12 protein-coding genes are annotated in these 13694 nt (G+C 66.1%); 9 read left to right on the forward strand and 3 right to left on the reverse strand.

Going from position 1 to position 13694, the window contains the following annotated elements; all coding sequences use genetic code 11:
* The first annotated feature begins 20 nt into the window (after positions 1-20).
* Genes kynU through QRN59_RS04915 form a run of 7 tightly spaced genes read left to right on the forward strand, consistent with a single transcriptional unit; the run spans position 21 to position 6413 of the window.
* On the forward strand, positions 21-1259 hold the full coding sequence (gene kynU / locus QRN59_RS04885) for a kynureninase (RefSeq protein WP_284981383.1): 1239 nt from the start codon (positions 21-23) through the stop codon (positions 1257-1259).
* The gene (locus QRN59_RS04890; protein ID WP_284981384.1) at positions 1256-2110 is read left to right on the forward strand and encodes a PaaX family transcriptional regulator; all 855 of its coding nucleotides are present in this window, start codon (positions 1256-1258) and stop codon (positions 2108-2110) included. The genes kynU and QRN59_RS04890 overlap by 4 nt, the downstream gene beginning before the upstream one ends.
* Positions 2111-2166: 56 nt before the next feature.
* Entirely contained in the window at positions 2167-3252 is a 1086-nt protein-coding gene (locus QRN59_RS04895) for a LolA family protein (RefSeq protein WP_284981385.1), read from the forward strand.
* Entirely contained in the window at positions 3249-4235 is a 987-nt protein-coding gene (locus QRN59_RS04900) for an ABC transporter ATP-binding protein (RefSeq protein ID WP_284981386.1), read from the forward strand. Before QRN59_RS04895 ends, QRN59_RS04900 begins: the two co-directional genes overlap by 4 nt.
* A 31-nt stretch (positions 4236-4266) precedes the next feature.
* Entirely contained in the window at positions 4267-5097 is an 831-nt protein-coding gene (locus QRN59_RS04905) for an ABC transporter permease (RefSeq protein ID WP_284981387.1), read from the forward strand.
* Positions 5098-5124: 27 nt separating this feature from the next.
* On the forward strand, positions 5125-5745 hold the full coding sequence (locus QRN59_RS04910; protein ID WP_059389303.1) for an L-threonylcarbamoyladenylate synthase: 621 nt from the start codon (positions 5125-5127) through the stop codon (positions 5743-5745).
* 2 nt (positions 5746-5747) lie between these two features.
* Entirely contained in the window at positions 5748-6413 is a 666-nt protein-coding gene (locus QRN59_RS04915) for an alpha/beta hydrolase family protein (protein ID WP_284981388.1), read from the forward strand.
* A gap of 58 nt (positions 6414-6471) precedes the next feature.
* Here QRN59_RS04915 and QRN59_RS04920 read toward each other — a convergent pair whose 3' ends face one another.
* From QRN59_RS04920 to hrpB, 3 genes are all read right to left on the reverse strand, one after another.
* On the reverse strand, positions 6472-8649 hold the full coding sequence (locus QRN59_RS04920) for an elongation factor G-like protein EF-G2 (protein ID WP_284981389.1): 2178 nt from the start codon (positions 8647-8649) through the stop codon (positions 6472-6474).
* A 113-nt stretch (positions 8650-8762) separates the two neighbouring features.
* Positions 8763-9515 carry a M50 family metallopeptidase gene (locus QRN59_RS04925; RefSeq protein WP_350225219.1) on the reverse strand — a complete coding sequence of 251 codons (753 nt, stop codon included), beginning with the start codon at positions 9513-9515 and terminating at the stop codon, positions 8763-8765.
* A gap of 69 nt (positions 9516-9584) precedes the next feature.
* A complete protein-coding gene (gene hrpB / locus QRN59_RS04930; protein ID WP_284981390.1) occupies positions 9585-12305 on the reverse strand; it encodes an ATP-dependent helicase HrpB in 2721 nt (906 codons plus the stop codon).
* Positions 12306-12418: 113 nt separating this feature from the next.
* Between hrpB and QRN59_RS04935 the strand changes: the two genes are divergently transcribed.
* Entirely contained in the window at positions 12419-12604 is a 186-nt protein-coding gene (locus QRN59_RS04935) for a hypothetical protein (protein ID WP_078108763.1), read from the forward strand.
* A gap of 232 nt (positions 12605-12836) precedes the next feature.
* Positions 12837-13691, forward strand: a complete 855-nt coding sequence (locus QRN59_RS04940) for a slipin family protein (protein WP_284981391.1) — start codon at positions 12837-12839, stop codon at positions 13689-13691.
* The last annotated feature ends 3 nt before the right edge of the window (positions 13692-13694 follow it).

Genomic DNA, 13694 nt, shown 5'->3' on the forward strand with positions numbered 1-13694 from the left:
CAGATTCCTTCAGGAGAGAAATGAACAGCGCTCAGCAAACGCAATGGCCGACGTCGGCAGAACTCGACGCCGCGGATCCCCTCGCCCAGCAGCGTGAGGCCTTTTACTCCCCGGGAGGAGGCCAGCTCACCGCTTACCTCGACGGAAACTCTCTCGGCCGTCCGCTCAAGGCGACGTCGGCGAAGCTCGCGTCTTTCGTCGAGGACGCCTGGGGCAGCCGCCTCATCCGTGGCTGGGACGAACAGTGGATGGACGAGCCCACCACGGTAGGCGACCGGATCGGCGTCGTCACCCTGGGCGCGGCCGCCGGCCAGGTCACCGTGGGAGACTCCACTTCCGTGATGCTCTACAAGCTCATCCGGGCAGCCGTCGACGCCCAGCCGGGCCGCGATGAGATTGTCGTGGACCGGGACAACTTCCCCACGGACCGTTTCATCATCGAGGGCATCGCCGCGGAAAGGGGCGCCACCATCAAGTGGGTCGCCTCCAACCCGGCCAGCGGCGTCCGGACCACGGACCTCGAGGGACTGCTGAGCGAGCGGACCGCCGTCGTCGTACTCAGCCACGTCGCTTACCGTTCCGGTTTCCTGGCGGATGCCGCGGCGATCACCTCGATGGTCAAGGAAGCCGGAGCGCTCATGCTCTGGGACCTGTGCCACTCGGTAGGCTCGGTACCCCTCGAACTGGACGCGTGGGGTGTGGACCTTGCCGTGGGTTGCACGTACAAATACCTCAATGGCGGCCCGGGCTCTCCCGCGTTCGCTTACGTCAACGCTTCGCAGCAGGACCGCCTGCAACAGCCCATTTGGGGCTGGATGGGCGCCGACAACCCCTTCGGCATGACGGAAAGCTACAAGCCGGCAAAAGGGATCCGAAGCTTCATCACGGGCACTCCCCCCGTGCTGGCCATGCAGCCGCTCAAGGACATGGTTGAGCTGATCGCATCAGTGGGCATGGACGCCGTGCGGGAGAAGTCCATCAAACTCACTGAATACGCAGTTGCCTTGGCTGAGGACATGCTGGTCCCCCTCGGCGCCGAGATTGTCAGCCCGCGCAACACCGCAGAGCGTGGCTCACACATCACTGTGGACCATCCCCTGTTCGGCGAGGTGACCCAGACGCTGTGGGAACGGGGTGTCATCCCGGATTTCCGTCCGCCCCACGGACTGCGGATCGGTCTCTCGCCGCTCAGCACCAGCTACGCGGAAGTTGAGCTGGGAGTGACCGCCATCCAGGACGCCCTCACCGAACTCCTGTGAGCGCTGTCCTCGACGACATGGACTCCCGGCCCGGGAGTACCACGTCGTTGCTTCGCACAGTCATCGGCCTCTACCTGCGCGATGCCGGCGGATGGATGTCCACGAGGCACATCATCGCCCTCATGGAGGCCCTCGGGGTGGCTGCGGCTGTTTCCCGGACGGCCTTGTCACGGTTGAAGAAGAAAGAAATCGTCCTTCCTCAATTGCGTCACGGTGTTGCCGGCTTCGCCGTCACAGAGGGCGCCGCAGCGATGCTTGCCCGCGGCGACCGGCGGATCTTCAACCCGCGCCTTATGTCGCCCGTGGACCGCTGGTGCCTCGTGTCCTTTTCCATTCCGGAAACGGAGCGGGAAAAGCGGCACCAATTGCGGCGGAGATTGCATTGGATTGGCTGCGGCACGGTGGCAGCAGGACTGTGGATCTGCCCGGATTCGCTTCGGGAGGAGGTGGAGGAGATCCTGGCCGACCTTGAGCTGCGCGGCATGGCCACGGTGTTCGTCACGGACACTCCCTTGGTCGGCGGCAGCCTCCGGGATGCCGCATCCGCATGGTGGGACCTGGAGGCCGTGGCAGAACTGCATCGCGACTTCATCCGGCATCATGGTTCCGAAGACGACGGCGGCGGCCCGGGTAACGGTTCCGACGCCGGCCCGGCCTCCGCCGAAACCTTCGCCCGCTATGTCCGATGCATCGACCGCTGGCGGATCATTCCGTATCTGGATCCAGGCCTGCCGGCCGAGTTCCTTCCCGAGGATTGGCCCGGCACGGCGGGAATCGCCCTGTTCGAGCGCCTCGGAGCCGTTTATTCCCGGCCGAGCACGGACTTCGTGCGGAGGACGCTGGAAGGGTAGCAGGAGTACGCTGGAAGCATGAACTTCCCCGATGGTGGATGGTTCGCGAGGTTGCCATGACTCGCCCCTGGCTGCGTTGGTTGCCGGCAGCTCTTGTCCCGGTAGCACTTGCTGCGGCGGCCCTGGCTGGTTCCTACCAGGCAGGAGCTGCAACGAGCCTGCCGCACAAAACGGCAGAGGAAGTCATCGCGATGATCGGCCGCGCCGACGTCCACTCCTTGTCCGGAACCCTTCTTCAGAGTTCCGAACTGGGACTCCCCCAGCTGCCCTCGGTCGGGCCAACCGCAACACAGGGTCCGGCTTCGGTCATCGAGCTTCTGAGCGGTTCACACACGGCCCGGGTCTACCTGGACGGTCCCGCCAAGGCCAGGTTCCAGGTGATGGACCTGCTCGCCGAGCGCGACCTCGTCCGCAATGGCAACGATCTCTGGCTCTACAACTCGGCCGACAACAGTGCGGCGCACATGACGATGCCCGCTGAACCGGCGCGCACAGCGGCCCCGCACGCGACACCGACCCCGGGGGTAACCACTCCTGACGTTGTCGCGCAGCACTTCCTCGCCGCCGTCGGGCCCACCACGGACGTGACAGTGGGCGACGGAACCACCGTGGCCGGCCACACGGCCTACCAATTGGTGATCAAGCCGCGCAGTACAGGCACGCTCGTCGATTCCGTGACGATCGCCGTGGACTCCGCCTCGGGCCTGCCGCTCGGCGTCGATGTGCGGGCTCGAGGCCAGGCCGCAGCGGCCTTTTCGCTCTCGTTCACTGAGCTGAGCTTGTCGACGCCCGACGCCGCGCTGTTCAGTTTCACGCCGCCGCCCGGTGCCGCCGTGGAGGAGAAGGCAACCCCGCAGCTGCGTGCGCTCCCCGGTAAGACCGGGCAGGCACCCCAAGCCAAGGCAGCAGCGGATCGGCCAACCATCACAGGCACGGGCTGGGACGCAGTGATGGCCCTGCCCGCCGGCACGGTGCCCGCTGATGTCCGCTCGGCTCCGACGTTGACCCAGCTCACCCAGCCGGTCGCAGGCGGCCGCGCCCTGACGACCAGCCTGGTAACTGTCTTGATGCTCGACGACGGCCGCGTCTTCGCGGGAATGGTGCCACTTGAGCGGTTGCAGTCCGCAGCCGCCACGAAATGACGGAGGCATCCCCGCCAGCTGAACTGGCGATCGAGACTCAAGGCCTCAGCAAGCGCTTCGGGCACCGGGCCGCCGTCGACGGCGTCGACTTGGCAGTTCCCCGCGGTGCAGTCTTTGGCTTCCTCGGTCCAAATGGCTCCGGCAAGACCACGACCATCCGGTTACTGCTTGGCTTGGCGGCCGCCACGAACGGCCACATCCGGGTTCTTGGCGGCGAGATGCCGCGCGAACTGGCAACAGTCCTGCCCGACGTTGGCTCCCTGGTGGAAGGCCCCGCCTTTTACCCTTTCCTATCCGGGGCGGCGAACCTTCGGCGATTGGACAGCGCCGATCTCCATGCCTCCCCGCGGACCCGCGCCGCACGGGTGGATGAAGCGCTCGAGAGGGTCGGGTTGTCCCATGCCGCAGGCAAGAAGGTCCGCGCCTATTCCCTCGGGATGAAGCAGCGGCTCGGAATTGCGCATGCCCTGCTGCGTCCGAGGGACCTGCTTGTCCTGGACGAACCCACCAACGGCCTGGATCCGCAAGGGACCCGGGAGGTTCGGAGCCTGGTTCGCTCCCTGGCGGCTGGAGGCACGACGGTTTTCGTTTCCAGCCATCTCCTCGCGGAAGTGGAGCAGATGTGCACCCATGTGGGAGTCATGAGCGTGGGCAAGCTCGTGGCGCAAGGAACCCTGCACGAACTGCGCGCCGCGGGAAAAGCCACGATCCGTCTCCACACGCCCGATATTGAGGCCGCTGTCCGGGTCCTCTCGAGGCTGGGCCTGCAATCGGAACTGTCTGCTCCGCCGCCCGGCTCGTACGGTCCCGATGGCCGGAGCCTCGTCAGCACCGGTCCGCCGGGGCACGAGGTGGCTCCCGAGGCGATCGTGGCCGCCCTCGTGTCCGACGGCGTCCGGGTGCGGGGCTTCGGCGTGGAGAACGCCAGCCTGGAGGAGCGCTTCGTCTCCCTTACCGGAGAGGGCTTCGACATTGCCGGCTGAACACGAAACTGAAGTCATAACTGCCGCGCCGATGGCCCGGCCATCAAGCTCGTGGTCACTCATGGCCTCGGAGCTCTCGGTGCTGTTCAGGCGGCTGCGGACATGGGCCATGCTCCTGGCGCTCGCCGCGATTCCCATCCTTATCGCCGCGGCGGTCAAGCTGAGCTCGCATCCCGTGGCGCCGGGGCGGGGTCCGCCCTTCCTGGACCGGATCACCCAAAACGGGCTTTTCGTCGGCGTGACGGCGATGATCGTTTCCGTGCCCTTGTTCCTGCCGCTCACAATCGGAGTGGTGGCCGGCGACACGATTGCCGGAGAAGCCAACCTTGGCACGCTCAGGTACTTGCTCGTCGCCCCGGCGGGACGCGTCCGCCTCTTGTTGATCAAATACGCGGCCGCCGCGGCGTTCTGCCTGGCAGCGACCCTGACGGTGGCCGCCGCCGGTGCCATGGCCGGCGTCGCGCTCTTCCCGGTTGGCCCCGTTACGCTGCTTTCCGGCGACACGATCGGCGTCGGCGAATCCGTGGTGCGTTCCTTGCTGATTGCCGCGTATATTGCGGTGTCGCTGTTGGGGCTGTCCGCTATCGGGCTGGCAATTTCCACCTTTACGGACGTGCCGGTCGGAGCCATGGCTGCGACCATCGTGTTGTCCGTGGTGTCGCAAGTGGCGGACAACCTGCCGCAATTGGAGTGGCTGCACCCGTGGCTGTTCAGCCATTACTGGTTGGGTTTCGCCGATCTTTTGCGCCAACCGATCTCATGGACGAGCTTCGGCGACAATGCCTTGCTGCAGGCGGGCTACATCGTGGCGGCCGGTGCGCTGGCTTATGGCAAGTTCACGAGCAAGGATGTCCTGTCCTGAAGTACGGCCTGCCCGTAAGCTCGTGGCATGGCAAGATTCTTCGATGTTCACCCGCAGGACCCCCAACCACGCGCCATTGCCCAGGTGGTGAATATCCTCCAGTCCGGTGGGCTGATCGCCTACCCCACCGATTCCTGCTACGCGCTCGGCGCGCAAATCGGCAACAGGGAAGCCCTCGACCGGATCCGTTCGATCCGGCAGCTCGACAGCAAGCACCATTTCACCTTGGTCTGCAAGGACTTCGCGCAGCTCGGGCAATTCGTCATGATCGACAACGATGTGTTCCGAAGCATCAAGGCCGTCACGCCGGGAAGCTACACGTTCATCTTGCCTGCCACGAAGGAAGTGCCGCGCCGTCTCCTGCACCCCAAAAAGAAGACCGTAGGCGTGCGGATTCCCGACCATAATTTTGTCCAGGCACTGCTGGCCGAACTGGGCGAACCGCTCCTGTCCAGCACCTTGCTGCTCCCGGACGAGGAGGAGCCCTTGACCCAAGGTTGGGAAATCAAGGAACGCCTGGACAACCTGGTGGAAGCCGTCATCGATTCCGGAGACACCGGCGCAGAGCCCACTACCGTGGTGGACTTCTCAAGCGGCACAGCGGAAGTGGTCAGGCGCGGCACCGGCGATCCCTCCCGGTTCGAGTGAACATGCGCAGCGCCGAATCCCGTGTCACCATCGTCGTCGACGGTACAGCGATCTCCGGTATCTACGCCCGGCCCGACAAACCGGACGCGACCCTCGTGCTCGCCCACGGAGCCGGGGCGGGCATGGAGCATCCGTTCCTGGGCGGCCTCGCGCACGCGTTGAACGACGACGGCGTCGCGACCCTGCGCTTCAACTTCCCCTACCGGGAAGCCGGCAAGAGGTTCCCCGACCGGCCGCCTGCCGCGATCGCGGCGTGGCGGGCCGTCATGGCGGCAGCGGCGTCCCGTTCAGAAGGCGAACCGCTGTGGGCAGCCGGCAAGTCCTTCGGCGGTCGCATGGCGTCGATGGCGGTCGCCGAAGGCATGCCCGCGGCAGGACTCGTCTACCTCGGCTACCCGTTGCACCCGCCCGGAAAACCGGAGAAGCTCCGCGACGAACACCTCTACGGACTCACCCTGCCGATGCTCTTTCTGCAGGGCACCCGGGACACCTTCGCGACGCCCGAGCTGCTCGAAAACGTGGTGGCCCGGATTGGACCGACCGCCAGCATCGAGTGGTGGGACGGCGGCGACCATTCCTTCAATCGTGTGGGAGTCAAAACGAGTGCAGCGGACATCGGAGCCTCCTTGGCGGCCCCGGTGTCAGCATTCATTCGTAAGAACGGCTGAGCCAGTCCGGCAGATGCCGGCGTCAAGCCTTCACTGGAAATCAGGCTTTCACTGGAGATCAGGCTTTCGCCGAGGCAACGGCTATACCGGGAGGCAGCGGCTCATGCCGCAAATACTCCCGGCGGAATCGACCGCTGCCCGCCGTCAGTCCCCGCAGCACGATCGCGTACCGCAGCAGTTCCTGTTCTGGAACTTCGGCACTGATCTCAGTTCTTTCTCCGCCTACGGATGTCGTCCCGGTGACGCGTCCGCGACGCGAGGACAGATCGCTCATGACCGCGCCCACATGCTCGTCGGCCACAAGGACCGTCACGGCGGAAATCGGTTCAAGCAGTTGGATGCTGCCCGCCGCGGCGGCCTCCCGCAAGGCCAACGCGCCGGCCGCCTGGAAAGCCGCGTCCGATGAATCGACGCTGTGCGTCTTGCCGCCTACCAGGGTCACCCTGATATCGACCACCGGGAACCCCGCACGCACGCCCTTGCTCATCTGGGCCCGGACACCTTTCTCGACCGACACAACATACGTGCCGGGGATGACACCACCCACAATCCGGTCGACGAATTCGAAGCCTCCCCCGCGATCAAGGGGTTCCACTTCGATATCGCAAATCGCGTATTGGCCGTGGCCGCCGGATTGCTTGACATAGCGCCCGTGGCCGACGGCCTGGGCGGCGAAGGTCTCCCGGAGGGGCGTGATGACGTCCACGGTCTGAAGCTTCACCCCCTGCTCGCGCAAGCGGTCCAGGACTGCCTCCGAGTGGGCCTCGCCCATGCACCACAAGACCAGCTGGTGCGTCTCGGAGTTGCGCTCCACCCTCAGGGTCGGATCTCCCGCCGCGACCTTGGCCAGGCTCTTGGACAGCGCGTCCTCATCGCCGTGCGAAGCGGCTTCGATCGCCACAGGCATCAGCGGCTCGGGCATGTCCCAGGTTTCCACGAGCAACGGAGCCTCGCGGGCGGATACCGTGTCTCCCGTCTCGGCGCTCGCCACCTTCGCCAGTGCGCAAATGTCCCCGGCCACGGCGAACTGCACCGGCCGAAGGCTGGACCCCAACGGCGAGTAGAGGTGCGTGATCCGCTCGTCGCTGTCGTGGTCGGGGTGGCCCCGCTCGGCCAGGCCGTGCCCGCCCACGTGCACGGCAGAGTCCTCGCGAAGCGTTCCTGAGAAGAGCCGGACAAGGCACACCCGTCCCAGGAACGGGTCGACGGTAGTGCGTACCACCTCGCCAAGGAGCGGTCCCTCCGGATCGCATGCCAGGGGCGCGACAGGCGTCCCGCCCAAGTCAGTTACCGCGGGGAGGCTTCGCTCAATCGGAGACGGAAACGCCCGGGTCAGCACTTCCAGCAGTTCGGCTGTGCCGACTCCGGTCACTGAGGAGCTTGCGAGCACCGGAAAGAAGGTCCCTCGGACGATCGCGGTCTCCAAATCCTCTACGAGGGTATCGATGGGGACCTCCTCGCCGCCGAGGTACCGGTCCATCAAGGTCTCATCCTCGCTCTCGGAAATGATGCCCTCGATGAGTTCCCCGCGGACACCCTCCGCGCCGGCCAGCTCCGCCGCAGTCGCGGGACGGACCGCAGGTCGTGGCTCCCCGGCGTTGTACTCCGACACCGAGCCTGAAAGCAGCCCGAGCACGCCCGAGACAGCGTCACCCTTGCGGACCGGCATGTGGAGGGGCAGGACGGAATCGCCGAAGGCGGCCCGGCATTCGGCCAGGACAGCGTCGTAGTTCGCCCGCGGATGGTCAAGCCGGCTGATCACCACTGCCCGGGGCATGCCAACGCGCTCGCATTCACCCCAGAGGGCGGTGGTTCCGACGTCGACCCCGTCAACGGCGGACACCACGAACAGCGCCGCATCCGCAGCGCGGAGCCCCGCCCGCAACTCTCCCATGAAATCGGCATAGCCCGGGGTGTCCAGAAGGTTCACTTTGACGTCGTCGAATATCAGCGGCGCCGCCGATAGTCCGATGGACCGCTGCTGGTGGATGGCCGTCGCTTCCGAGTCACTCACCGTGGTGCCATCTACGATCGAACCCATCCGGGATACGACGCCGGCAGCGTAGAGGAGTGATTCGAGCAGCATCGTCTTTCCCGCGCCCGAGCGGCCAATCAGGACGACGTTGCGGATATTTTCGGGCCGATCGGCCGGCGCCGAAGAAGGGTCCGCGCGTCGAAGATCGGGGTTGGTCCGGTTCGACCCCTTCGTCGCACTGCCTGGGCCTTTCACCGACATGAGCACCTCCTGGAGTAGAAGCCGAATCCCCCGCGTCCTTTGCTAACCGATTCCACACCCTGGACCGGCGCACGGCAAGAGCAATCAACCCAGTCTGTGCCGAAATCGCGGGCTCAGGAGAGCATGCCCCACACCACTCGAACGGATATGGCCGCGCTTGCTGCAATGACAACAGCGAAAGCCACCAGCCACAGCAAGGACGGCACCCCGGTGGAACGTGCCAGGATGTAGGCATCCGACGACGCGAGCCGGTCCCGGCGGCGGGTGTGGACCGAAGCCACCTTGAACCAGTCCCGCACGGCGCCCACCTCGAGGGCTATGCCGAGTCCCAGCACCGCATGGCTGACCGTCGAGGCAGTGGCGAACATGACAAGCAGCTGGGCAATCGCCGCGCTAAGGAGCGCCACGAAGATTCCGGTGAAGTTCCGCAGGAAGATCAGTGCGAGCAGCAATACAAGCGCGCCGATGGACATGGCCGCGCCGGAGCGCCCTGCCGACACAGACCAGATGAGCGCCGCGCCTACCACCGCGGGACTCGGATATCCCCAGAAACCGGACCAGGCTGCGCCGAACTTGCCGCGCCCGCTGCTCAGGAGCTGTCCGGAGTGGTCCAGCCCGATCCGGAGCCCGTGGACAACCCGCCCCGTCATGAGGGCGGCGAAGGCGTGGCCCAGTTCATGCACGAAGGTCACGTAGAGGCCAAACCAACGCCATGTGGCCCGCGGAATACTCAGCACAACGGCCGCAGCCAGAATGCCCAACACAACGGGGGTCGAAAGGTTCGGGACCTCTTCCGTGGTGAATCCCCGCAGCACGGCTTGCCACCAGTCGTTGACCAGGTCAGCGGGACGCAATTCCATGTTCATCACCGTGGCATCCTAAAGAAAAAGCCTGTGAATGCCTCCCAGACGGCTGGAACCACCGCCAAGCCGGAGTCACATCTTCCGTTTGGTCTTGGCCGTGGCGGGCGCTGTCCACGGATCTTCGGGCCAGGGATGCTTCGGATAGCGGCCGCGCATTTCTGCACGGACCTGGGCATAGGGACCGGACCAAAAGGAAGACAGGTCATCTGTCACAGCCAGGGGCCGCCTGGCCGGAGAAAGAAGGTGGAACAGCACCGGCACCCGTCCACCCACCAAACGGGGCGTCTCAGCCCAGCCGAAGCACTCCTGCAACTTCACGGCCACTACCGGCCGGCCGTCGACGTCCGCTGCGTCCGGGTAGTCGATTCGCACCCGCGAACCGCTCGGCACCTCCAGCCATTCCGGCACCAGCTCACCGAGACGGGCCGCCTCCGGCCACGGCAAGAGCCGCCGCAACGGCTCGGCCAGGTCGATCCCGCTCGTAGCAGCGCCTCCGGCGAGCGCTTCGAGCTCCGGCGCCAGCCACTTCTCCAACCGGACCAGCAACGCCGGCCCGGAGACGTCCGGCCATGGATCGCCCAGTTCCCTGTGCAGCAAAGCCAGCCGTCGACGCAATGCATCGGCGGCCGGTGACCATCCAATGGTCCCCAGGCCCTCCTTAGCCAGCGCGCGGGCTACGGCGACGCGCCCGTCATCTATGGAGGGCCTCACGGGCGTCGACGAAAGCAGGATCGCTCCCAGTCGCCGTTCCTGCCTGGCTGTGACGCGGCCCTGCTTGAATTCGGCTTCCACCATGTCGCTCAGGAGGTGGTTGGCGGCAGCTTCCGCCGCTTCCGCTGCCAAGGGCGCGGCGGAACGGATGACGGCGCCGGTCCCCGCCGCATCTCGGCCCTCCGCGCGGGACACTTCGGCCACGGCGAGCCATTCGTGGCCGGCGAGTGGACTGCCCGCCGGCAGCCCGGCCCGTGTCCCGGACGTCAGCAAGTAGCGTTCAGGTCCGGTGCCCGGAACGCGGCGCGCCACGCGGTCCGGGAACGCGAGCGCGACGACGAACCCCACGGCCTCGGCAGCGCTCGCCGGGGAAGGCAGGCTTGGCGGTGTGGTCAGGGAAGGCCCGACGGCGGATCGCTCCTGGCGTGCGATCGCCTCCATGCGGCGGACATCCTCGGCCCAACGCCGGGCGGCCGGGTCTTTGCCTGTCCGGAGTGTGGCCAGGAGGCGCGTCAGGTCAGCTCCGGGAGCCCGTTGATCCCCTGCCACGAGGGCGACCGCCTCGGCAGCAGCGCGGTGCCCGACTGTGGCGGCACCATCCAGCAGTGCGCGGGCCAGTCGTGGATCGGCGGGGATCCTGGCCAGGGTCTTTCCCACGTCGGTGGCCAGTCCGTCCGGGTCAATCGCGCCAAGTTCCCGCAGCACTTCAATTGCATCGTCCATCGCGCCTTGCGGCGGGGAATCTGGAAGTGCCAGCCCCCGGCCACCGGGTGATCCCCAACAGGCCAGGACGAGCGCGGCGCCCGTCAGGTCCGCGGCCGCAATTTCCGGGGTGGGATGCGCCGGAGCGGCACCATACGTTTTTTGCTCGTAGCAGCGGACCACCCGTCCGGGACCTTGGCGTGCCGCGCGTCCGGCGCGTTGTTCGGCGGAGGCACGGGAGCACGAGACCGTGACCAGGCCGGACATGCCGCGGGCGGCGTCACGCCGCACTTCACGGGACAGCCCCGAGTCGATGACGAGCCGGACTCCCGGAACTGTCAGGGAGGATTCAGCCAGGGCGGTCGAGACGATGATCCGGGGAGATCCGCCGGGCTCACGGCCGGAAACCGCCCGGTCTTGTTCCGCCGGACTTGCCTGGCCGTGAAGCTCCAATACCTCCGCGTCCGGTGCCCTCGCGGCCAGTCTGGCGCGCAACCGGGAAGCGACGTAGGAGACCTCCCATGCACCCGGGACGAATACCAGGGCGTCGATGCCCGGATCGGCTGAGAGCGTGTCCGTGTACGACGCCGCGGCCGTGTCCGCCACGTGGTCCAGGAACGTGCGGGTCACGCCGCGTCCGTCCAACCGTGGACCTGACGCGGGCGCCCAGTCCACCTTCAGGGGATGCAGCGCGGACGGACAGTCGACGACGGGTGCCGGCCCGCCGCCGTCGTGCTTTCCGTCTGTGGGCTCTCCGACGCCGGCACCTCCAATCAGCGCCGCAAACCGTGGGGCGTCCAGCGTTGCAGACATCGCGACAAGGGTGAGGTCCTCCCGCAGCCCACGGACCTCGATGAGCATTCCGAGCAACAAGTCCGTCTCCAGGCCGCGTTCGTGAACCTCGTCCAGGATCACAGCGTTGACGGTCTCAAGCCCAGGATCCGCGAGCAGGCGGCGCAGGAGGATTCCCGGAGTGACGAACTCGATGATGGTCCCCGGACCCGTCTGGCTTTCTCCGCGGACCGTGTACCCGACGCGATCGCCGAGCCTGCTGCCGTCCAGGGCGGCGAGGCGCCGAGCGGCTGAGCGCGCTGCGACCCGTCGCGGTTGCGTCACGATCACCCGGGGGAGCTCTTTCCCTGCGATGGCGCCGCCCGCGATGCTGGCGAGCGCGCTGTTGGCAAGCACGGGCGGCACGAGCGTCGTCTTGCCGGTCCCGGGGGGCGCTTGCACGACGGCGGTTCCTGCCGTTCCTCCCGTACCGAGGGCTTTGGCGAGTTCCCCCAGCGATTCTCCGAAGACCAGTCCCGCGCCGATCGTGTCCAGGTCGAAAGGGCGGTATGCGAGCGCGGCGTTCCGGGGAACGAGTGGGGATTTCACTCCTCCATTGTGCCTATATGCGGAGTGCCTATATGCGGATCCGCGCCTGAAAGGTGGACGGCTTGCCGGATCGGGAGGACGATTAAAGGGCAGTTGCTAGAAGGAGGTCTGTGATGTGCTACGGCTACAACAAGGATTTCCGGCGGGACACCAGGAAAGATGCCTCACAGGAACCCGAGGAACGCCCTGAGCCCAAGGTGGACGCGAAGGACTTCATGTTCTGGGCCTTCCCACGCCGCCACCGTGAGTTCACGAACGATCCGGAGCCGGTTATCGACCGGACCCGCGAAAGGGTCTAAGCCACGAAATTGAAAGGAATGTCCCCCAGGGGGCGTTCCTTTCATTCGCCCGGACCACGTCAGTTCCCCTGGATCTACCCGGAAGATGGGCCCGCCGGCCCTACAACTCGGCGAATCCAAGGTGTGTACTGGAGATACAACGTAAGCGGGTTCGCCTGCCTCGCTGCGGAAATTGGGCTCCCTTTTCCCTCCACTGCCACCGAAGGATCTCTGCCATGAACGCATCAGCACTATGCGACGAAGCCGGTGGGCGGCCATGACAGCGGACGCGATCACCTGGCTGATTGTCTTGATTGTCCTGCTGGTCATCTGGTTTGCGATGGCCGTCCACATTGTCACGCAGTATGAGCGCGGTGTCCTGTTAAGGCTGGGGAGGGTCCAGGGCCTCCGGACTCCGGGGCTTGTAATCATCATCCCGTTTGTCGACCGGCTGAGGAAAGTCTCCCTGCGGATCGTCACCATGCCCATCCAGTCCCAGGGCATCATCACGCGGGACAACGTCAGCCTGGACATTTCCGCCGTCGCGTATTTCCGGGTGGTGGACGCCATCAAGTCCGTCCTTGCCATCGAAAACGTCTACTCCGCGATTGACCAAATCGCACAGACCACGCTGCGCAAAGTAGTGGGCCAGCATTCGCTTGACGAAACGCTCGCGGAAACGGATGTCATCAATGCCAACATCCGTCAGATCCTGGATGGACTGACCTTGGAATGGGGCGTCGAAGTGACCCTCGTGGAACTCAAGGACATCCAGCTGCCGGACAGCATGAAGCGCGCCATGGCCCGCCAAGCCGAGGCCGAGCGTGAGAAGCGCGCGAAGATCATCGCCGCCGAAGGCGAATCCCTGGCCGCCGCCGCACTGGGCATGGCCTCGGACACCATGATGGCCCACCCTCTGGCCCTGCAGTTGCGCAACCTGCAGTCCATGGTGGAGATCGGCGTCGACAAGAACACCACCGTCGTCTTCCCGGCGCCCTTGATGAGCACCATCGGCGAGCTCGGAGCATTCCTTGCCCGCGAAGCCGCCGCCGCGAAGGCCGCACAACCACCGAGGACCATGACGGGACGGACAATGGCGGCCGGATGAAAC

It is taken from the genome of Arthrobacter sp. efr-133-TYG-118 (assembly GCF_030209755.1).
Classification (GTDB): domain Bacteria; phylum Actinomycetota; class Actinomycetes; order Actinomycetales; family Micrococcaceae; genus Arthrobacter.

What these genes read in the sequence shown, in the direction of transcription:
- QRN59_RS04915 (WP_284981388.1), top strand. Translation starts at nt 5,748, where the DNA reads ATGCGCAGCGCCGAATCCCGTGTCACCATCGTCGTCGACGGTACAGCG.
- QRN59_RS04900 (WP_284981386.1), top strand. Translation starts at nt 3,249, where the DNA reads ATGACGGAGGCATCCCCGCCAGCTGAACTGGCGATCGAGACTCAAGGC.
- QRN59_RS04905 (WP_284981387.1), top strand. Translation starts at nt 4,267, where the DNA reads ATGGCCCGGCCATCAAGCTCGTGGTCACTCATGGCCTCGGAGCTCTCG.
- QRN59_RS04920 (WP_284981389.1), bottom strand. Translation starts at nt 8,649, where the DNA reads ATGTCGGTGAAAGGCCCAGGCAGTGCGACGAAGGGGTCGAACCGGACC.
- kynU (WP_284981383.1), top strand. Translation starts at nt 21, where the DNA reads ATGAACAGCGCTCAGCAAACGCAATGGCCGACGTCGGCAGAACTCGAC.
- QRN59_RS04910 (WP_059389303.1), top strand. Translation starts at nt 5,125, where the DNA reads ATGGCAAGATTCTTCGATGTTCACCCGCAGGACCCCCAACCACGCGCC.
- QRN59_RS04940 (WP_284981391.1), top strand. Translation starts at nt 12,837, where the DNA reads ATGCGACGAAGCCGGTGGGCGGCCATGACAGCGGACGCGATCACCTGG.
- QRN59_RS04935 (WP_078108763.1), top strand. Translation starts at nt 12,419, where the DNA reads ATGTGCTACGGCTACAACAAGGATTTCCGGCGGGACACCAGGAAAGAT.
- QRN59_RS04925 (WP_350225219.1), bottom strand. Translation starts at nt 9,515, where the DNA reads ATGAACATGGAATTGCGTCCCGCTGACCTGGTCAACGACTGGTGGCAA.
- QRN59_RS04895 (WP_284981385.1), top strand. Translation starts at nt 2,167, where the DNA reads ATGACTCGCCCCTGGCTGCGTTGGTTGCCGGCAGCTCTTGTCCCGGTA.